The organism is Ectobacillus soli, from assembly GCF_042610425.1.
Taxonomy (GTDB): Bacteria; Bacillota; Bacilli; order Bacillales; family Bacillaceae_G; genus Ectobacillus.
Map to the genome: position 1 here is coordinate 618,219 of NZ_JBGJZM010000001.1, position 17,918 is coordinate 636,136.

Annotated in this window: 23 protein-coding genes; 19 read left to right on the plus strand and 4 right to left on the minus strand. The window is 37.5% G+C overall.

Features of this window, described 5'->3' with window-relative positions; all coding sequences use genetic code 11:
- Positions 1-61: 61 nt before the first annotated feature.
- The 5 genes from coxB to ctaG all read left to right on the plus strand — a co-directional run bounded on the left by coxB (position 62) and on the right by ctaG (position 4,971).
- Positions 62-1,108: a cytochrome c oxidase subunit II gene (gene coxB, locus ACAN53_RS03265; protein WP_379966957.1), complete on the plus strand. Its 1,047-nt coding sequence runs from the start codon at positions 62-64 to the stop codon at positions 1,106-1,108.
- 71 nt (positions 1,109-1,179) lie between these two features.
- Positions 1,180-2,997, plus strand: a complete 1,818-nt coding sequence (gene ctaD / locus ACAN53_RS03270; protein ID WP_379970242.1) for a cytochrome c oxidase subunit I — start codon at positions 1,180-1,182, stop codon at positions 2,995-2,997.
- A gap of 5 nt (positions 2,998-3,002) precedes the next feature.
- The gene (locus ACAN53_RS03275) at positions 3,003-3,620 is read left to right on the plus strand and encodes a cytochrome (ubi)quinol oxidase subunit III (protein ID WP_379970243.1); all 618 of its coding nucleotides are present in this window, start codon (positions 3,003-3,005) and stop codon (positions 3,618-3,620) included.
- A 6-nt stretch (positions 3,621-3,626) separates the two neighbouring features.
- On the plus strand, positions 3,627-3,959 hold the full coding sequence (gene ctaF / locus ACAN53_RS03280; RefSeq protein ID WP_379970244.1) for a cytochrome c oxidase subunit IVB: 333 nt from the start codon (positions 3,627-3,629) through the stop codon (positions 3,957-3,959).
- Positions 3,960-4,074: 115 nt separating this feature from the next.
- Positions 4,075-4,971, plus strand: a complete 897-nt coding sequence (gene ctaG, locus ACAN53_RS03285) for a cytochrome c oxidase assembly factor CtaG (protein ID WP_379966960.1) — start codon at positions 4,075-4,077, stop codon at positions 4,969-4,971.
- A gap of 44 nt (positions 4,972-5,015) precedes the next feature.
- Here ctaG and ACAN53_RS03290 read toward each other — a convergent pair whose 3' ends face one another.
- Positions 5,016-5,378 carry a YugN family protein gene (locus ACAN53_RS03290; RefSeq protein ID WP_379966963.1) on the minus strand — a complete coding sequence of 121 codons (363 nt, stop codon included), beginning with the start codon at positions 5,376-5,378 and terminating at the stop codon, positions 5,016-5,018.
- A gap of 206 nt (positions 5,379-5,584) precedes the next feature.
- Here ACAN53_RS03290 and ACAN53_RS03295 point away from each other — a divergent pair, with 206 nt between their 5' ends.
- The 6 genes from ACAN53_RS03295 (at position 5,585) to ACAN53_RS03320 (ending at position 9,034) form a co-directional block, all read left to right on the plus strand.
- Positions 5,585-6,610: a CAP domain-containing protein gene (locus ACAN53_RS03295; protein WP_379966966.1), complete on the plus strand. Its 1,026-nt coding sequence runs from the start codon at positions 5,585-5,587 to the stop codon at positions 6,608-6,610.
- Positions 6,611-6,685: 75 nt separating this feature from the next.
- A complete protein-coding gene (gene ylbD / locus ACAN53_RS03300; RefSeq protein WP_379966969.1) occupies positions 6,686-7,096 on the plus strand; it encodes a YlbD family protein in 411 nt (136 codons plus the stop codon).
- A gap of 10 nt (positions 7,097-7,106) precedes the next feature.
- Positions 7,107-7,349 carry a YlbE-like family protein gene (locus ACAN53_RS03305; RefSeq protein WP_379966972.1) on the plus strand — a complete coding sequence of 81 codons (243 nt, stop codon included), beginning with the start codon at positions 7,107-7,109 and terminating at the stop codon, positions 7,347-7,349.
- Between the two features lie 71 nt (positions 7,350-7,420).
- Positions 7,421-8,002 carry a histidine phosphatase family protein gene (locus ACAN53_RS03310; protein ID WP_379966975.1) on the plus strand — a complete coding sequence of 194 codons (582 nt, stop codon included), beginning with the start codon at positions 7,421-7,423 and terminating at the stop codon, positions 8,000-8,002.
- Positions 8,003-8,148: 146 nt separating this feature from the next.
- Positions 8,149-8,604: a YlbF/YmcA family competence regulator gene (locus ACAN53_RS03315; protein ID WP_379966978.1), complete on the plus strand. Its 456-nt coding sequence runs from the start codon at positions 8,149-8,151 to the stop codon at positions 8,602-8,604.
- 157 nt (positions 8,605-8,761) lie between these two features.
- Positions 8,762-9,034: a YlbG family protein gene (locus ACAN53_RS03320; protein WP_379966981.1), complete on the plus strand. Its 273-nt coding sequence runs from the start codon at positions 8,762-8,764 to the stop codon at positions 9,032-9,034.
- Between the two features lie 69 nt (positions 9,035-9,103).
- Here the strand turns inward: ACAN53_RS03320 and ACAN53_RS03325 are convergent, their stop codons facing one another.
- Positions 9,104-9,493 carry a DUF7147 family protein gene (locus ACAN53_RS03325; RefSeq protein ID WP_379966984.1) on the minus strand — a complete coding sequence of 130 codons (390 nt, stop codon included), beginning with the start codon at positions 9,491-9,493 and terminating at the stop codon, positions 9,104-9,106.
- 301 nt (positions 9,494-9,794) lie between these two features.
- Between ACAN53_RS03325 and rsmD the strand changes: the two genes are divergently transcribed.
- Positions 9,795-10,370 (plus strand): 16S rRNA (guanine(966)-N(2))-methyltransferase RsmD, encoded by a 576-nt coding sequence (gene rsmD / locus ACAN53_RS03330; protein WP_379966987.1) that lies wholly within the window; start codon positions 9,795-9,797, stop codon positions 10,368-10,370.
- Positions 10,358-10,843: a pantetheine-phosphate adenylyltransferase gene (coaD, locus tag ACAN53_RS03335; RefSeq protein ID WP_379966990.1), complete on the plus strand. Its 486-nt coding sequence runs from the start codon at positions 10,358-10,360 to the stop codon at positions 10,841-10,843. The genes rsmD and coaD overlap by 13 nt, the downstream gene beginning before the upstream one ends.
- Before the next feature lie 90 nt (positions 10,844-10,933).
- On the opposite strand, the gene ylbJ is transcribed toward coaD, so the two are convergent.
- A complete protein-coding gene (gene ylbJ / locus ACAN53_RS03340) occupies positions 10,934-12,118 on the minus strand; it encodes a sporulation integral membrane protein YlbJ (protein WP_379966993.1) in 1,185 nt (394 codons plus the stop codon).
- 197 nt (positions 12,119-12,315) lie between these two features.
- Here ylbJ and ACAN53_RS03345 point away from each other — a divergent pair, with 197 nt between their 5' ends.
- Together ACAN53_RS03345 and ACAN53_RS03350 are read left to right on the plus strand one after the other, a co-directional pair.
- Positions 12,316-13,107: a patatin-like phospholipase family protein gene (locus ACAN53_RS03345; RefSeq protein ID WP_379966996.1), complete on the plus strand. Its 792-nt coding sequence runs from the start codon at positions 12,316-12,318 to the stop codon at positions 13,105-13,107.
- A complete protein-coding gene (locus tag ACAN53_RS03350) occupies positions 13,100-14,131 on the plus strand; it encodes a SepM family pheromone-processing serine protease (RefSeq protein ID WP_379966999.1) in 1,032 nt (343 codons plus the stop codon). The genes ACAN53_RS03345 and ACAN53_RS03350 overlap by 8 nt, the downstream gene beginning before the upstream one ends.
- 65 nt (positions 14,132-14,196) lie before the next feature.
- Here the strand turns inward: ACAN53_RS03350 and ACAN53_RS03355 are convergent, their stop codons facing one another.
- Positions 14,197-15,429, minus strand: a complete 1,233-nt coding sequence (locus tag ACAN53_RS03355) for a nucleotidyltransferase (RefSeq protein ID WP_379967002.1) — start codon at positions 15,427-15,429, stop codon at positions 14,197-14,199.
- Between the two features lie 259 nt (positions 15,430-15,688).
- Here ACAN53_RS03355 and ACAN53_RS03360 point away from each other — a divergent pair, with 259 nt between their 5' ends.
- The 4 genes from ACAN53_RS03360 (at position 15,689) to ACAN53_RS03375 (ending at position 17,910) form a co-directional block, all read left to right on the plus strand.
- Positions 15,689-16,189 (plus strand): YceD family protein, encoded by a 501-nt coding sequence (locus tag ACAN53_RS03360; protein WP_379967005.1) that lies wholly within the window; start codon positions 15,689-15,691, stop codon positions 16,187-16,189.
- 51 nt (positions 16,190-16,240) lie between these two features.
- Positions 16,241-16,414, plus strand: coding sequence for a 50S ribosomal protein L32 (rpmF, locus tag ACAN53_RS03365; protein ID WP_379967008.1), 174 nt, complete (start codon positions 16,241-16,243; stop codon positions 16,412-16,414).
- A gap of 116 nt (positions 16,415-16,530) precedes the next feature.
- Entirely contained in the window at positions 16,531-17,283 is a 753-nt protein-coding gene (locus ACAN53_RS03370) for an enoyl-CoA hydratase/isomerase family protein (protein ID WP_379967011.1), read from the plus strand.
- Positions 17,284-17,361: 78 nt separating this feature from the next.
- A complete protein-coding gene (locus ACAN53_RS03375; RefSeq protein ID WP_379967014.1) occupies positions 17,362-17,910 on the plus strand; it encodes an RsfA family transcriptional regulator in 549 nt (182 codons plus the stop codon).
- Positions 17,911-17,918 lie beyond the last annotated feature (8 nt).

A 17,918-nucleotide genomic window follows, 5' to 3' on the forward strand; every position in this document is an offset into this window, starting at 1 on the left:
TTAACTCATTTTTAATGAGTTAGAAAAGTAAAAATTTATTTTAAAAGGTGGGGTTGCTTGGATGAAGAAACAGTTGCGGCTGCTTTCGTTCGTTTCCGTGTTGACTTTACTGCTAAGTGCATGTGGTAAAGACTTTCAATCTACGTTACTACCAAAAGGCGAAGCTGCAAAAATGCAATATGATTTATTGCTTTTATCAAGTGTAATTATGGTAGGAGTTGTACTTGTAGTTACTACCATATTTATTTATGTACTTATTCGTTTTCGGCGAAAAAAAGGTGCAGAACATGTTATACCTAAGCAAGTAGAAGGTAATAGTAAATTAGAATTAATCTGGACCATCCTACCTATTCTCCTCCTTATCGTTTTAGCCATCCCAACCGTTACATATACGTTCAAACTTGCTGATGTGAAACCAGCAGAATTAAAACAACCAAATGCGGATACGCTTATCATTGATGTTACCGCTAGACTCTACTGGTGGGAATTCGCATATACATCTGATAAAGTCATAACCTCGCAAGATTTAGTCATTCCTACAGGAAAAAAAGTGTACTTGAATTTAAAAGGCGCTGACATTAAACACTCCTTCTGGGTCCCATCTCTCGCAGGAAAAATGGATAATAATCCCGATAATACAAATAAAATGTGGATACAAGCAGACCAAGCCGGAACATACAATGGTTTTTGTACAGAATTTTGTGGCCCGTCTCATGCACTTATGCAATTTAAAGTGAAAGCAGTAGATGAAGGCGAATTCAAAACTTGGCTTGCAACTATGAAAAAGCAAGATGGGAAAGAACAGCCACAGACAGCTTTGGCCGAGGAGGGACAACAGATTTTTCAAAAGAGCTGTGCGTCTTGTCACGCTGTCGATACAAATGATAATAGACCTCCAGCAGCACGTTTAGCTCCTAATCTCGCAAATTTTGGAGACCGAGATATGGTAGCTGGCGTTTTAGACAATAATACTGAAAATATTAAAGACTGGCTAAAGGACCCTGCTAGTGTAAAGCCGGGAAATGCGATGGCTGGTAAATATGGAACATTGAATGACCATCAAGTAGATGCCTTAACAGCCTATTTACAGAGTTTAAAAGTGAAATGATAGGTGATACGAGCAAAGGGGGCAAAAAGGTGAGTGTAACTGCAAAGAAAACGAATGTTCTATGGGACTACATGACAACGGTAGACCATAAAAAAATTGCTGTTCTTTACTTACTTGCTGGCGGGTTTTTCTTTCTTGTAGGCGGCATGGAAGCCGCGATGATTCGCTATCAATTATTATTTCCAAACAATAAATTTCTTGTCGGAGATGCCTATGATCAAATGTTGACCATGCATGGAACTACGATGATTTTTTTATCTGCAATGCCGCTATTGTTTGCGATGATGAATGCTGCAGTTCCGCTTCAGATTGGTGCTCGTGACGTTGCCTTTCCTTTCTTAAATGCATTAGGGTTTTGGCTCTTCTTTTTTGGGGGATTATTTCTAAATGCAAGCTGGTTTTTAGGAGGGGCTCCGAATGCTGGATGGACCGCATATGCTTCCTTAGTATTAGTTGCTAAAAATCATGGTGTAGACTTCTATATATTAGGTTTGCAAATATCCGGAATTGGATCGCTCATTGCGGGCATTAATTTTCTCGTTACGATTATCAATATGCGAGCTCCTGGGATGACGTATATGCGTATGCCATTATTTACTTGGACCACATTTGTTGCATCAGCGCTTATTTTGTTTGCGTTTCCTCCTCTAACCGTAGGGTTGGCCTTACTAATGCTCGATCGTCTCTTCGGTACAGCCTTCTTTATTCCTGCTCTTGGTGGCAACACAATTATATGGGAACATTTGTTTTGGATTTTTGGTCATCCAGAAGTATATATTCTTATACTTCCCGCATTCGGTATATTTTCTGAAGTATTTGCGACTTTTTCAAAGAAGAGATTGTTCGGTTATTCTACAATGGTGTTTGCGACTATTTTAATTGGATTTTTAGGATTTATGGTGTGGGTTCATCATATGTTTACAACGGGGCTTGGACCAGTTGCAAATGCAATTTTTTCTATCGCTACGATGGCTATTGCTGTTCCAACAGGGATTAAAATCTTTAACTGGTTATTTACGATGTGGGGGGGATCTCTTACATTTACGGTTCCGATGCTTTATGCAGTTGCTTTTATCCCTTCTTTTGTTATGGGTGGAGTAACAGGTATTATGCTTGCTTCGGCTCCGGCAGATTACCAATTTCATGATACCTATTTTGTAGTTGCACATTTCCATTACGTGATTGTAGGCGGTGTTGTATTTGGAATTTTAGCTGGAGTCCATTATTGGTGGCCATTGATGTTTGGTAAAATGCTAAGTGAACGCCTTGGGAAAATTACGTTTTGGCTATTTTTCACTGGGTTTCACCTTACCTTTTTTATTCAACATTTTTTAGGGCTAATTGGGATGCCAAGACGTTACTTTACTTATTTACCTGGTCAAGGATTAGAAACCGGGAATTTTATTAGTAGCATCGGAGCAGCTTTCATGGGAGTGGGTACACTGATTATGCTGGTTAATATTGTAAAAACAACAACTTCTCGAAAACAAGTAACTCGGGATGTATGGAAAGATGGACGTACATTGGAATGGTCTTTACCTGTGCCAACGCCGCATTATAATTTTAAACAGCTTCCATTCGTGCGTGGGTTAGATGCATTATGGATTGAAAAAATGGATGGACGCAGTGAACTTACTCCTGCAGAGCCAATTGATGATATTCATATGCCTAACTCGTCAATTCTTCCATTTTTTATGTCATTTGGATTGTTTGTAGCTGCGTTTGGGGCTCTCTATATGCAAGGCGGTAGCAACTTTCCTTATGTACTTGTGGCATTTAGTGGCTTAGCTATAACGTTTGGTAGCATGTTGCTGCGCTCAATCCGAGATGATCTTGGTTATCATATTCCGAAAAAAGAATTGGAGAAACAAGAGGAGGCGATTGGGTGACGAGCGTGGAGGAAAAATTGACAGCGCAAACTTTTCCAGCGGAGCCTGAGAAAGCAACATTGGAGGGGAAAAATAAATTTCTAGGTTTTTGGCTATTTTTAGGAGGAGAGACGGTTTTATTTGCCGCTCTTTTCTCCACCTTTCTAGCTCTTCGACATGCAACGAACGGTGGACCGGCTTCGAAGGAGATGTTTGAACTACCGCTTGTTTTTGCGGCAACGATGTTGCTTCTTACGAGCAGCTTAACAAGTGTGTATGCTATTTACCATATGAAAAACTTTCAATTTGGTAGAATGCAATTCTGGTTGGTGATTACTCTTCTTCTTGGCGGTGGTTTCTTAAGTCTTGAAATATATGAATTCAATCATTATGTCCATGCCTTTTCCTTTACGATGAAAAGTAGTGCATTTGGTTCAGCCTTCTATACGCTAGTCGGCACCCATGGCTTACATGTGTTAGTAGGTCTTCTTTGGATTACAACATTAGTACTTCGAAATGCAAGGCGGGGTTTAACCTTGTACAATGCCCCGAAATATTATGTGGCTTCATTATATTGGCATTTTATTGATGTAGTTTGGGTATTTATTTTCACCGTAGTATATTTAATGGGATTGGTGGGATAAATGAACATGGTAAATGAATTAAATAAGAGACAAACGAACGAAGATGGGTATCGTAAGAAAAGAAGGAAAGAGGAGTTGAAACGTGTTAGTATAACATTCATCCTCATGCTATTTTTAACGATTGCCTCTTTTTTTGCAATAGCCTACCCGTCCTTATTTCCTACATTATTTTCAGTTCCGTTTATTCTTCTGCTTGCCATCGTGCAAGTCTTATTTCAACTTTATTTTTTCATGCATATGAGTCATAGAGGACATCAGATGGCATCCCTATTCTTATATTCAGGATTGTTTGTTGGCTTACTTACTGTATTGGCTTTTGTTACAATTATTTGGATATAGCCTATGCGACGGCCCATATAAAGTCTAAATGATGGGCCGTTTTGAATATCTTCTTTACATTGGTGTAGATTGTTTATCAATCATAAAACAAATAGTGGTAAAGGAGAGTGAGTAAATGAATGCAATTGCAGTTTTTGGATTTCAGGTGTTATGGAGCCCATTATTTGGTGCTTTTTTACTAAGTATTTTAGTATTGTATTATATCTTAATTGGGCCAATGCGAAGTAGATTTGTAGATAGCGAGAGTGTCAGTACCTTGCAGAAGCTCTCCTTTACAATTGGAATTCTTCTATTGTACGTGGCTTTAGGCAGCCCGATAGATGTAATTGGTCATATTCTATTTAGTGTTCACATGCTAGAAATGGCAGTGATGTTGTTAATCGTACCACCTCTTTTGCTGTTAGGTTTACCGATTTGGTTGTTGCAAATAGTTGTGTCACATAAAATTCCAGCTAGTCTACTAATACGTATGAATCCACTAGTAGCTCTTTTTTTATTTAATGGCCTTTTTTCCGTTTATCACGTGCCGTTTCTATTTGATATGATAAAGCAAAGTCAATTGCTACATAGTCTCACATTGTGCGTACTATTTTTTACGTCTCTTATGATGTGGTGGCCTATATTAAATCCACTTCCAGCTTACCAGTTACTGAGTGATTTAAAAAAAATTGCATATATGTTTGCAAGTGGTATATTATTAACCCCGGCATGTGCACTTATCATTTTTGCAAGTGAACCCTTATATGCAACCTATGCTCTGCCGCAAGCTTGGATGCAAGCCATGGATCTATGTGTTCCATTTGAAACGTTATCGACCCTCGGTATCTCTGGACCGCAATATTTTCATTGGTTACCTCTCCTTGAAGATCAACAAGCAGGAGGTGTAGTCATGAAAATAATCCAAGAATTTGTATATATAGCAGTGATTGGACATGTGTTTTTTCAATGGGTTAAAAAGGAAAAAAAGAAAGAAGAAGAGTGGATTCAGCCTTATGAAGGAGTAAAGGAATAGAAAAAATAAACAGTGAGGGATCACCCCCTCACTGTTTATTTTTTCTATTCTACAGTTGGAAAAGAAGCAAGAGTTTCGCTTAAAGAGAGAAGTAGATTGTGGCATTGGTTGATTATTTCGTTAGGAAATGTCTCATTTTCTCCGTACTCTACCCCGTGCGGATAATAGTGTTTGCCAAGTATGGGCGTAAGTAACTTGACAACTGCACCTTCACTTCCAATTTTACCTTCTACTACCTTCCCTTGTATGCGTAAATAATAATCAGTGTCTCGTGTAAATTTATAATCAAAGGTTACTCGCTCATAGTCCCATTGACCCGCTAGTATAAAACCGAGTTCTTTCATGGCATCCTGTAATATTGAAAATTCAATAATATGATTCGTAAGGTTTGTGTTTTTAAATTGCAAACAACCACTCCTCTATATGAAAATATTTCCATGAATTAATAATAATATGAATGGTATACCTTCGCAACATCATTTCATCGACATAAGATGATGGAAAAGAATAGATGTATAGAGTCGTAAATGATCGAAATATGATATATTGAAATCATCATTACGATATGATTCTTAAATTTAAATGGGAAAGTTCTGTATAGGAGGAACCTAGATTGAAAAAACTTCTCCATATTTTACTATTAACTGTTCTTATCATACTTATAAGTTTGTATGGTAAGCTGATTCTTAATGAATATATATTACAAGGGGGTACGAATACTCCTAAAGTAAGTACGAAAACAAAACAAAAGGTTGAAAAAACTTCTGCGAACGCAATATCAACATTATTAGGTGAAAATAGTGAGAGCTTGTTAGCGCAATTTGGAGAACCGGATCGAATTGATCCATCTGCATATGACTATCAGTGGTGGGTATATAATAAAGATTTAACTCATTATGTTCAGTTTGGTGTGCAAAATGATAAAATTGTAACCATTTACTCTGGGGGACAAAATGTAAACGTTGCCCCATTTCATTTTGGACAACAATATGAAGAAATTTCAAAGCAATTTTCATTTTCAAATGAAGTGTCGGTAGACAAAAATAACTATCAATTTGAATTATCTGAGCAAGAAGTTCAGCAACAGCCACTTATCTCATTGGAAAACGGATGGGCACAGCTTTATTTCGATAATCTTACGAAAGAGCTTGTTGGAATTCGCTATTTAGATGCAGATACACTTCTAAAGCAACGACCTTATCAACTTATTTATACGGGACAGCTTGTGAAGCCTGCACAAGTATCAGATGCCCAGCTACAAAAAATTGAACAAGGCAACGCAAAGCAAATATTGGATACAACAAATATAATTCGTATGCATCATAACCTGCATCTTTTAAATTGGGATGATCAAACATCCCAGGTTGCTTATTTACATAGTAAAGATATGAACGATCAAAATTATTTCTCGCATGATTCCCCAAAGTTTGGTTCTCTAGGTGATCGGTTGCACCAAGGTAATGTAACATTTCATATGGCAGGAGAAAACATTGCCTCCAATTATCCAGACGGTGTTGCAGCAGTACAAGGATGGTTAAATAGTGAGGGACATCGTAAAAATTTATTAGATTCCCAGTATACAGCAATTGGAATCGGTGTGGATAATAAGTATTATACGCAGAACTTTATTTTAAAGTAGGGGTAAAATTCGCCTAAAAATAGGCGAACCATGCGCCTCTTTTTTTCTTACAATGTAGGGAGCGAGGTGAGCATAATGACTATGATGGCAAAAAAACTTCATCCTTCCGTTTTGAAATTTAAAGAGTTTGTTCGAGATCATCCTAAATTGATTCAATCCGTTCGAAGCGGTGAAAAAACGTGGCAACAATTTTATGAGGAATGGTATTTACTTGGGGAAAACGATGAAATATGGAATGCTTATCGTGAAGATAACAATCAAACGATGGCAGCTACTAAAGAGAATGGGGAATCCTCAAATTTCATGGGGCAAATGATTTCACTCATTAAAAATATCGATATGGACCAAGTACAATATCATATCTCGAATGTAACGAATGCAATTGGAAGTGTGCAGCAGGTCATGCAGCAATTTAAAGGTACCAGTGCAACGCAGACGACGCCAACAGAACAACAAAACAATCCTTTTTTCTTCCAAAAAGATTAGGAGGGATAGTATGAGAAGGGAGCTAGCTCAGCTGCTGCAAACTCGAGAAGATTTGCAATCTTTTATCCGAGAACAGCCTTATTGGTATCGTAAGCTGTCACGCAGTCCGGATGAGCGCGGAGCATTTGAGCTTGCAGCATTGCAACATTATCGTAAAACGATCCCTGATCGCGTTGCTAAGTTTCAAAACCAGCTTGCAATGACAAGTATTATGATTGAAATGTTCCAATATATGAAACAGCAAAACCAGTAATTATCCATATCCGTCATGTTAAAGTTCTGATACAATGGTAATACACTTTGAAAATAAAGGAGCCAAGAAACATGACGGAAATTTGTTTAGTACGACATGGACAAACCGATTGGAATTTCCAAGGCTTCATTCAAGGAAGAGAAGATATACCATTGAATGACGTTGGAAGATTGCAAGCGCAACAAAGTGCTGCGTTATTGCAAGAAGAAAAGTGGGATGTTATTGTTAGTAGTCCGCTAATACGAGCATATGAAACTGCAAAAATTATTGCAGATGCAACAGGTATAGAAACTGTGCATATAGATGAAAGATTTGTAGAACGGAATTTTGGAGATATTTCTGGTAAGCCTGCTTCTATACTGGGTGATATAATGGAAATGGGACTGGAAAGTGTAAATGGAATGGAGACAAATGAAGAAATTATGGAACGGTGCTTTTCTGCCCTAAGTGATGTGGCGAAATTGTATGAAGGGAAAAGAGTCATTATCGTGGCACATTCACATGCTATTAAAGCAATGCTTCATACGATTTGTCCAGATGAAATTACCTTTCGCACACCACTTCAAAATGCTTGTGTAAGCTATATTTCTCACCATAATATGGTATGGAAAATTGAAAAGTATAATTATTCCCTCCATATTCAGGCATTGTAAATGAGTTAGTTGTATTAGGACTTCGTTACTAAATATGATATGATATTTCGTATATCCATGTAGACGAAGATCTACATTCTCTTGAAGTGGGATTTCGCCTATGGGTAAGGAGCCAAGTACTACTAATGTTTTGAGGAGGTTGCCCTATGATAATTGCTACGCTAGAAAGCGTTCAAGTTTTAGATGAAACAGATCAACTTTCTCGTATGATTATACAGTCTGAACTTGCACAGACATATAGACAAAGCTTGGTTGCACTTCAACGTGATAAAGATGCCCAAGCCCTCATTGGGAAATTTGTTTCGATAAAAGAAAAGTATGAGGAAGTTAAGAGATATGGTAAGTATCACCCGGAATACAAGATTGTAACGCAGAAAATGCGAGAAATAAAAAGAGAAGTTGATTTACACGACACAATTGTAGCGTTTAAGAAAGCTGAAAATCAGATGCAAAAGTTGTTAGATGAAGTCAGTACGATTATCGGTAAGGAAATATCTCCTTCCATAAAAGTACCTACTGGCAATCCATTCTTTGACTCTGCAAGTGGCTGTAGTGGCGGCTGCAGCTCAGGTGGCAGTTGTAGTTGTCAAAAAACGGGGTGATACAAAATCACCTTTTTCTTTCATGCTTTGAGAACGGATACAATTCATTTAGTAAATAGTTTGTGTAGCAAGGAAGGGGACTTGTGACACAATTAACACGATTGCCCTTTTACGTGAACAATGAATATAATCATGAAATAAAGTAGAGGAGAATCGTATGTTTGGACAAAGACAAGGTATAATTGTATATTTGCATTCGTTAAAACATGCAAAGCTTCTTCGAAAATATGGAAACATTCACTATATTTCTCGTAGGTTTAAGTATGTAGTACTTTATTGCGATATGGATCAAACAAGTTTTGTTATGTCAAAGCTCGAACATTTACCATTTGTTAAAAAGTTGGAGCAATCATATCGCCCGTTTGTAAAGACAGAATTTGAAAATTCTAAGCCGGACCGGGCAAAAGAGTATGATTATAAAACAGAATAGAACGTATTGTTAAAAAATGGACCATTATTCAGTAAATAATGGTCCATTTTTGGTTTTAAATCTGTTTTTTTACTGCATGGGGGGGATAAAATGGTTCATTCGGAGTATTCCAATCAGATGATTGTAAAATATCTCCTTTTCAGCAAAGGTTTCTGAAGGCTTTACAGTCAATTGAATGACTTCTTTATTTAATTCTTTTGCAGTGTTTGAAAATAGTTCTACACGTTTACTTATTTTTTCGTTTGAGAGTTGTATTCCTTCCCGGCATATGTATAAGGGCTGAAAATTTCCCACTTGTGTTGGCTGCAAGACAACAGCGAGAGAGCACATCTCTTTATTTTGGATGATAGTATTGAATTGAAGAAAGTGTGCAAGGCGATGTTTATTTGCTCTTGCAATCTCGGTTAATTCATATAAATCAGAATAACCTTCGCCTAGCTCAATAAAGCGTTGAATCATTGTTAATTCTCCTCCTTCTTTTAAATCAAAAAAAATCCCTGCCTAGGCAGGGCCCTTCTCATTCTAGCTTATTGCTAGCAAGAAGGCAAAGGGAGAGGAGAAACCGGAGGAAGAACTTATGGGGAACGTAAGCCTTCTCCGCGGTTGGCAACAACACCGGAAGTGATGTTGTTACAATTATTAATTCCCATTTTAATGGAAAATATTCAAGTGGCAAGTAAATTTTATTGACGCTGTTTTTCTTTCTCCCTTTTTATGATAGGATTAGAAATGATGAAAGTGACAAAGGTAGTGAAGAAATATGAGAGTGGTTTCAGGAACATGTAAAGGACATCCTTTAAAGGCTGTACCAGGTACTTCAACTCGTCCTACAACGGATAAAGTAAAAGAGGCAATTTTTAATATAATTGGTCCCTATTTTGATGGTGGGATTGCTCTTGATTTATTTGGTGGAAGCGGTGGACTTGGAATAGAAGCGTTAAGTAGAGGAATGGATCTAGCAATCTTTATAGATCGTGATATGAAAGCGGTACAAACAATTCGTCAAAATTTACAGCACTGTCATTTAAATGATCAAGCAGAAATTTATAGAAATGATGCAGAACGCGCACTGAAAGCTTTAGTGAAACGCGAAGTGTTATTTGACTTAATATTGTTAGATCCCCCGTACAAGCAGCAACAACTGGTTGCTCTTATCTCTACGATAGAACAACAAGGACTTCTTGCACAATCAGGCACTATAATGGCTGAGCACGCTGTAGACTCTGAGTTACCAGATAAAATCGGTCATTTACAAAGAGTTAAATATGAAAATTATGGAATTACAGCAATTTCTATTTATGAGCATGAAGGCGAGGAGAACGGATGGCAAGCATAGCAATTTGCCCAGGAAGCTTTGATCCAATTACGCTAGGTCATTTGGATATTATAAAACGAGGTGCACAAGTATTTAATAAGGTTTATGTAGTTGTAATGAATAATTCCGCTAAAAGCTCTCTATTCTCAGCAAAAGAGAGAGTGGAATTAATTGAAGAAGTTACGAAAGACATTCCAAATGTAGTAGTTGATATACATAATGGTTTACTTGTAGAATACGCAAAGAAGAAGAATGCAAGTGCTATCTTGCGCGGGCTTCGAGCTGTTTCTGATTTTGAATATGAAATGCAAATTACATCTATGAACCGTAAGTTAGACAACCATATTGAAACTTTCTTTATGATGACAAATAATCAATACTCGTTTCTTAGCTCAAGTATTGTAAAGGAGGTTGCTAAGTATGGAGGGAATGTATCAGATTTAGTTCCTTCTGTGGTGGAGCAAGCCCTTAAACAAAAATTTGATATAAAATAGACGATAACAAAGAATTATGTTATTCGCGTGAGATGGACCGAGTATGGCAATACTCGGTCCATTCTTGTATGAAAAGGGAATAGATGAGAATTATCCTTTCTTGCGAAATAATAAAAATAGATATACATATAGAAAGAAAAGAGTAACGAGTGGTCCGTATGTATGGAAGAATACAAATCCGTCGGGAAGGGGCTGTGCTAGGACAGGAATGCCGGTCCCTTTATAATGAAGCACATCTTTATTTTCATATAGAGGTCCCCATAATAAGAAAGTGGCAATAGGCGCTAGTATGCTTTGTAACACTCTTGCAAAAAAATAGGGTAGAAATCGGATATCAGTTTCAGCTAGAATGCTAGCCACTTGTGCTTGGACAGAAAGACCGCTAAAAGCTAGTAAAAAACTTGCTACCATGGTTTGCTGAAACAGAGTTGCCTCTGCTTGACTTGTTAGATGATTTCCAAGGGTAATCTCAAAAATGCCCGATATAATAGCATTTCCAAATGAGCTTGGAAGTTGAAGAAGTTCTAATAAATATTGGATAATAGGGATAATCAGTGCTGTAATATGAAGAAGTTCTAACATTTTATTTAAGACAGAGAACAAAATAATAAAGCCGCCAATTACTAGCAGTGTTTGAATGGAAGAAGCAATGGCATCCCCTAATAATTTACCAAGGGGTCTTGTTTCCTTTGGATGTTTTTGCTGAAAAGCTTGAAAGATTTTCCCTATTGAAACATGCTTTCTTCGTTGCTTTGTCATGGTATTTGTACTTCCGTGAAAGCGCATGATAAGACCCGTTGCTACATTGCTACTATAATGCGAAACAGCTAGAATCATACCAAGATCAGGGTTATGAAAAAAGCCTACTGCGACTGCTCCAAAAATGAACAAAGGACTTGACGAATTGGTAAATGAAACGAGCCGCTCGGCTTCTATTTGTGTTAGTTGGTTATCACTACGTAGTCTTGCACTTAGTTTCGCTCCTGATGGGAAACCGGATGCCATTCCCATAGCCCATACGAAACCGCCAACTCCTGGTACGCGAAAAAGAGGGCGCATAAGAGGTTCAAGAAGAATACCAATAAAATGAACAACACGTAAGCTGATGAGAAGATCAGAAGCGATAAAAAAAGGTAACAAAGATGGAAATACTACTTCCCACCACATTTCTAATCCCCGCGTCGAAGCTTCTAAGGAGGCTTGTGGATTTATAATGAGTGATCCGGTTAGAACGGTTACAATCACGGCAAGAAAAGCAGTGTTACTTTTAGACATAGTGTCCCCCCTTTTGTCCAAACACTTATTTTTAGTATACGAGAGGAGGGGCAGCCTTTATGCTAGAAGAAATACAGAATCTTCGTTCTTTCTCGGTTATAATTGTATAAACACAACTATATATAATTTTTACAGAATAGAAGAAAGCATTTAGGCATTTCATAGCGGTACAATAAAGTAACTAAAGGATGAGGTTAATGAGGGAGCCAAAAATCGGTCTAGCGCTCGGATCTGGCGGGGCGAAGGGGTTTGCACACATTGGAATTATTAAAGTATTAAAAGAAGCAGGTATCCCGATTGATGTCATAGCGGGCAGCAGTATGGGGGCTTTAATTGCTACTTTTTATGCAGCAGGTCAAGATATTGATAGGGTATATCGTTTATCTCAGTTATTTAAGCGAAAATATTATTTAGATTTTACCGTTCCTAAAATGGGGTTTATTGCAGGAAAGCGATTGAAAGACATGATTCGCATGTTTACTTATCATAAAAATATAGAAGATTTAGATATTCCTACAGCTGTTGTAGCAACCGATATTTTAACTGGAGAAAAAGTAGTATTTACAGAAGGATCTGTTGCAGACGCTGTTCGGGCAAGTGTATCGATTCCAGGTATTTTTGTTCCAGAGAAGGTAAATGGAAGATTATTAGTGGATGGGGGGGTAATTGACCGTATTCCTGTTTCAGAAGCAAAGAAATTAGGAGCCGATCTTGTTATTGCTGTTGATGTTTCACCTACAAAGACAAGTGGGGAAGTATCATCGATTTATGACGTAATTATGCAGAGTATAGAAATTATGCAACATGAACTTGTTCATTACCGGCATATTGCTTCTGATGTTATGATGTATCCGGACGTCCTGCAGTATAGCTCTAGAACATTTACAGAGATTGATGAAATTATTCAGGCCGGGGAAGAAGAGGCGAAAAAACACATTGACACTATTCATGCATTGATAGAGGACTGGAGGGAAGCGAACCATGATTAGACGACTGCGGTATGTCTATGTCTTCTTGCTTGCATTATTGCTGATTGCAGCGATGTATATTCCATTGCCGTATTATATTACCAAACCAGGTTTAGTTGAAAAATTAGAACCCTATGTAAAAGTGGATGGGGGCAAGAAGGAAAATGGGGATTTTATGCTTGTTACAGTCTCTATGTCACAAGCAACTATTATGAAAATGGCGATTGCAAAATTAAGTAAATATAATGAAATTTATAAGAAGGAAGATATTATTGAAAAGGGAGAAAGTGAACAGCAATATCAATTTCAACAATCTCTCCTTATGAATGAATCTAAAAATGCTGCCATCTATAATGCGTACGAAAAAGCAAATAAACCTGTTAAAGTGGAAAATCATGGTGTGTTAGTGATTAACACGATTAAGGGTATGCCTGCTTTTGAAAAGCTACAAGTAGGCGATCGACTTACGACAGTAGATTCAAAATCACTTGAAACAGCAGATGAATTTATAAAGTATATGAAAACAAAGAAAAATGGTGAGCAAGTGAAAATTGACTTTGAACGAAGTGGTGCAATAAAGTCAGAAACATTTACGCTACAGCCGTTACAAGATGGTTCGAACCGCCCTGGACTTGGAATTGAAATAGCGACTAATCAAACATTGCAGGTTGAACCAAGTGTGAAGATTGATACAAACCGCATTGGTGGTCCCTCAGCGGGCCTCATGTTTACTCTAGAAATTTATAATCAACTCACACAAGAAGATTTAACGAAAGGGTATGAAATTGCGGGAACAGGTACGATAAATAGTTCAGGTGAAATCGGTCCGATAGGTGGAATTAAGCAAAAAGTTGTTGCAGCAAGTAATGCGGGTGCAAGTATATTTTTCGCTCCTAATGAAGGCGGAAATCAGCACTCTAATTACATGGATGCAATCGCAGCAGCACAGGATATTCATTCGAAGATGAAGATTGTTCCAGTAGATACATTAGAAGAAGCACTTCTGTATTTACAAACATTACCACCTATTCCTCCGCAGAAATAATGGGTAGAATAGGGAACACCGAGGTTATGAGCCTCGGTGTATGTATTTATGTTTAAAAAGAGAGATTATACATAAACATAATTCGTTTCATCAAAGCGAAGTGGATGCTGAATCTGCTCATTTCTAATAAAATTGGATTGATCCGGTTCAACGAGAATACTGGCGAAGGTAGTACTTGCTGTTACATCTAATGTAAATAAAGGATGAGGTGCATTTTTTCCGTTTGAAAGAATAGGAATGGTTGCATTTTTTTTTGCTAAAGCAAGATATTTTTGTCCTTTTTGTGTCATGCCGAGTACGCGCATGTAAGGAGACGTATGATTATTCTTAATGTACAGCATGGACTCTTTGGTTGTTCCAGTTAAGATATGCGTACACAATCGTTGTAATCTAGTCCAAGTATATCGCTTTGTTTTGATTCGTTGCATAAATTGTGAGAAGGAGGTACTCGCTTGTATATGGGATAGTAGTCTATATTCTAGTCCTTCTTCTACCTCATAAATTTGTTCTAAATCATAATGATTCATGGTAAGAAGTTTGTATTTTAAAAAAGGGTAATAGCGCTCCCATTCATGAAATATATGGTATGTACGATAGTAGTGTTGCAAATAATAAAGGGAAGCCTTAGGTAAGACAGAAGTAACCTTTTCAAATTCATGCCTAAGGAGGTGCTTGCGAATACTCGTAGCGCTTGCAATGGTTTCTGAAGCAAATGTTTTATCGTGATATTGGCTAACGATTCTTGGAATCGTTACAGGTAACATATTGCTTTTTTGCTGTATAATGGCTTCCACATAGTGAAAGCCAAGAATATTATTAGGTTGGGATAGATCAATCGTTTGTATGTTTGAAATACGTTTCCATGCTTCGGCCATTGCCTTCGGATAGCTAACGCCCGTTTTCATTTGCTTCCGTATTTCTTCCCTTATTTCTGTTTCATATGTTTGCTTTATCTGCAGTGCTTCTAGAAATGGCTTGACTTGTCCATTCTCACTGCCAAAACATACGTATTGAACTCCGAGTTGTTCTAAAATGGAAACAGCCCCATTTGCGAAAATGGAAGCTTGCCCGGTAGCAAATGCGTAGGGAAGTTCAATTACAAGGTCTACTCCACTTTCAAGGGCCATTTTCGTACGTGTCCATTTGGAAACAATGGCTGGTTCACCGCGCTGTAAAAAAGATCCACTCATGACCGCAACCACAATATCCGCATGAGTACGTTCCTTTGCTTGCTGCACATGGTGGATATGCCCGTTGTGAAACGGATTGTATTCTACAACGATACCGACAGCTTTCATAGTAGCAATCTCCTTTCTAAACAAACGATGGATATTTCTTTAATGAAGGGGCAAAATAGATGCCTGCAAGCAATTGTTTAAGATATTTCACTTTATTGTTAGAATGCTATCACTTTTTTTATTACATAGTAGCAAATGTTATAAAAACATGGTAATCTGTTAATAATGTCTTCTTGAATACATTATAGTGTAAAGAAAAAATATTGACAAATAATGAAACGCTCTATATAATTTTCATTGTTGCCTTAGGGGTGATTTTGTGAAATGGTCAATCCATCAGTTAAATAAATACCGTTCTAATGGGGTAGTGATTGATGAAATTGTTACGTTTGATGTTTCCGATTGGAATTGTGATATTCGGGATATTTCATCAGTTCATGTTACTGGGAATGCGGAATTAGGTGCAAATAAGTACACTTTTCATCTGCGTATACAAGGCACAATGACATTGCCTTGTGCAAGAACATTAGAAGATGTTCTTTACCCTTTTGACATCATTACAACAGAAGTGTTTTTGGCTTCAACGGAAGAATACGAAGCATATGTTGATGTTCATTATTTGCAAGGAGAAGTTCTTGACTTACTCCCTGTAATTAAGGAAAATATAATCTTAGAAATTCCTATGCAAGTTTTCAATGAGAAGGCAACAGAAGAAGCGCTGTCAAAAGGGCAGGATTGGCAAGTTGTTACCGATAAAGTAAAGACAGATGATGTTGATCCTAGATTGGCAAACCTTGCAAAATTTTTTGACAAACGATGACTTTTTGTCTTCGAGTATATGTAAACTCGCTCTTTTAAGGAGGTGGGAATAGTGGCTGTACCTTTTAGAAGAACATCTAAAACAGTAAAAAGAAAGCGTCGTACGCACTTTAAATTAGCAGTACCTGGTATGGTGCAATGCCCAAATTGTGGTGAATTGAAGTTAGCTCACCATGTTTGTAAAGCATGTGGTACGTACAAAGGCAAAGAAGTAATCAGCAAATAATGCAAAAATAAGCGCAGAAGAAATTCTTCTGCGCTTATTTTTATATATTAAAGGGAAAAAATAGACTTTTCTCGAAATTTATTACGATGGAGAAAAAAGTAGGAGTGAATTGAGAAATGAAGAAAGTACTAGTTGAACAAGATGAACATGATGTAGTTTGGGCGACGTTTAATAGGCCAGAACGTCGTAATGCTATTGATTATGACACAATGGAAGAACTATTAGAAATTATTGAAGCGGTGGAGCAAAGTGATGCTAGAGCGCTTGTGTTAACAGGAACGGGTAAAGCGTTTTGTTCTGGCGGGGATTTAGGTGTATTTCATTCGTTGCGAACGGAAGAAGAAGCCTATGCTATGTTAAAAAAAATGGGAGATATTTTGTACAAATTAATGATACTTTCAAAACCAACAATTGCGCTCTTAAATGGGACTGCGGTCGGTGGGGGATGTGAAATTGCGACAGCCTGTGATTTTCGCTTTGCATCAGCAAACGCTCATGTTGGATTCGTGCAAGGAACATTAGCTATTACTACTGGATGGGGCGGAGCAACCATGTTGTATGAGAAACTACCTCATCATGCTGCTATGCAAATGTTAAGTTCAGCTCGTCGTTATAGTGCTGAAGAAGCGAAAAATGTTGGTTTTTTGCACGAGGTCATAAGCGGTGAAGAAAGAAAGTTTTGTGAGAAATGGATTTCGGAAAATCTGGTTATGAATGAAAGCGTTTTAACTGCATACAAACAGGCTGCAGTTCGAAAATGGAATGAAAGTAATATCAAATATAGAATGGAAGAAGAAATAAAAAATTGTGCACGCCTATGGGAAAGTGATCATCATCATGCTGCGGTGCAATCCTTTTTGAGTCGCTAGTAATAATTCCTATTTTTTCATTCTATCACTCCTATCAGTTGCATATGAATAATAAAAAATGCATAAGGAGGGCTAGTAATGGCTACGACAAGACAGGATGCGTGGACCGATGAGGAAGATTTATTGCTGGCAGAGGTTGTGCTTAGGCATATTAAGGACGGCGGCACCCAATTATCTGCTTTTCATGAAGTAGGAAGACATTTGTCAAGAACTTCTGCTGCTTGTGGATTTCGATGGAATTCTTATGTGAGAAAGCAATATAAGAACCAAATTGAAGCAGCAAAGCATGAAAGAAAAACGAATGCAGTGCAAGCTCAAGCTCATAGCTATGCACAGCTACAATTGGATGATAAAGATATAACTATAGATCATATTATTGCGTACTTACAAGAATACAAAGAACAAAAGCGCGACAATTATTACGAACGTGTTCTAGAATTGGAACAGCAAACGAAGCAACTTCGGGAGGAAAAAGAATATTTACTTGAACAATTGTCAATCTATGAACAAGAGTATGAAATGCTATTTGATTTTATTGAAAAGAAACGGAATGTTGTAACTACGGAACGAGAGAAGAAAGTTCATCGTCTTCGAGAAAGAAATGTATTAGAAAAAGTAGAAAAATAAAAAACAGC

Coding starts and splice junctions, on each gene's coding strand:
- coxB (WP_379966957.1), top strand. CDS start 62: ATGAAGAAACAGTTGCGGCTGCTTTCGTTCGTTTCCGTGTTGACTTTA.
- ctaD (WP_379970242.1), top strand. CDS start 1,180: ATGACAACGGTAGACCATAAAAAAATTGCTGTTCTTTACTTACTTGCT.
- ctaF (WP_379970244.1), top strand. CDS start 3,627: ATGGTAAATGAATTAAATAAGAGACAAACGAACGAAGATGGGTATCGT.
- ctaG (WP_379966960.1), top strand. CDS start 4,075: ATGAATGCAATTGCAGTTTTTGGATTTCAGGTGTTATGGAGCCCATTA.
- ylbD (WP_379966969.1), top strand. CDS start 6,686: ATGACTATGATGGCAAAAAAACTTCATCCTTCCGTTTTGAAATTTAAA.
- ACAN53_RS03305 (WP_379966972.1), top strand. CDS start 7,107: ATGAGAAGGGAGCTAGCTCAGCTGCTGCAAACTCGAGAAGATTTGCAA.
- ACAN53_RS03310 (WP_379966975.1), top strand. CDS start 7,421: ATGACGGAAATTTGTTTAGTACGACATGGACAAACCGATTGGAATTTC.
- ACAN53_RS03315 (WP_379966978.1), top strand. CDS start 8,149: ATGATAATTGCTACGCTAGAAAGCGTTCAAGTTTTAGATGAAACAGAT.
- ACAN53_RS03320 (WP_379966981.1), top strand. CDS start 8,762: ATGTTTGGACAAAGACAAGGTATAATTGTATATTTGCATTCGTTAAAA.
- ACAN53_RS03325 (WP_379966984.1), bottom strand. CDS start 9,493: ATGATTCAACGCTTTATTGAGCTAGGCGAAGGTTATTCTGATTTATAT.
- rsmD (WP_379966987.1), top strand. CDS start 9,795: ATGAGAGTGGTTTCAGGAACATGTAAAGGACATCCTTTAAAGGCTGTA.
- coaD (WP_379966990.1), top strand. CDS start 10,358: ATGGCAAGCATAGCAATTTGCCCAGGAAGCTTTGATCCAATTACGCTA.
- ylbJ (WP_379966993.1), bottom strand. CDS start 12,118: ATGTCTAAAAGTAACACTGCTTTTCTTGCCGTGATTGTAACCGTTCTA.
- ACAN53_RS03345 (WP_379966996.1), top strand. CDS start 12,316: ATGAGGGAGCCAAAAATCGGTCTAGCGCTCGGATCTGGCGGGGCGAAG.
- ACAN53_RS03350 (WP_379966999.1), top strand. CDS start 13,100: ATGATTAGACGACTGCGGTATGTCTATGTCTTCTTGCTTGCATTATTG.
- ACAN53_RS03355 (WP_379967002.1), bottom strand. CDS start 15,429: ATGAAAGCTGTCGGTATCGTTGTAGAATACAATCCGTTTCACAACGGG.
- ACAN53_RS03370 (WP_379967011.1), top strand. CDS start 16,531: ATGAAGAAAGTACTAGTTGAACAAGATGAACATGATGTAGTTTGGGCG.
- ACAN53_RS03375 (WP_379967014.1), top strand. CDS start 17,362: ATGGCTACGACAAGACAGGATGCGTGGACCGATGAGGAAGATTTATTG.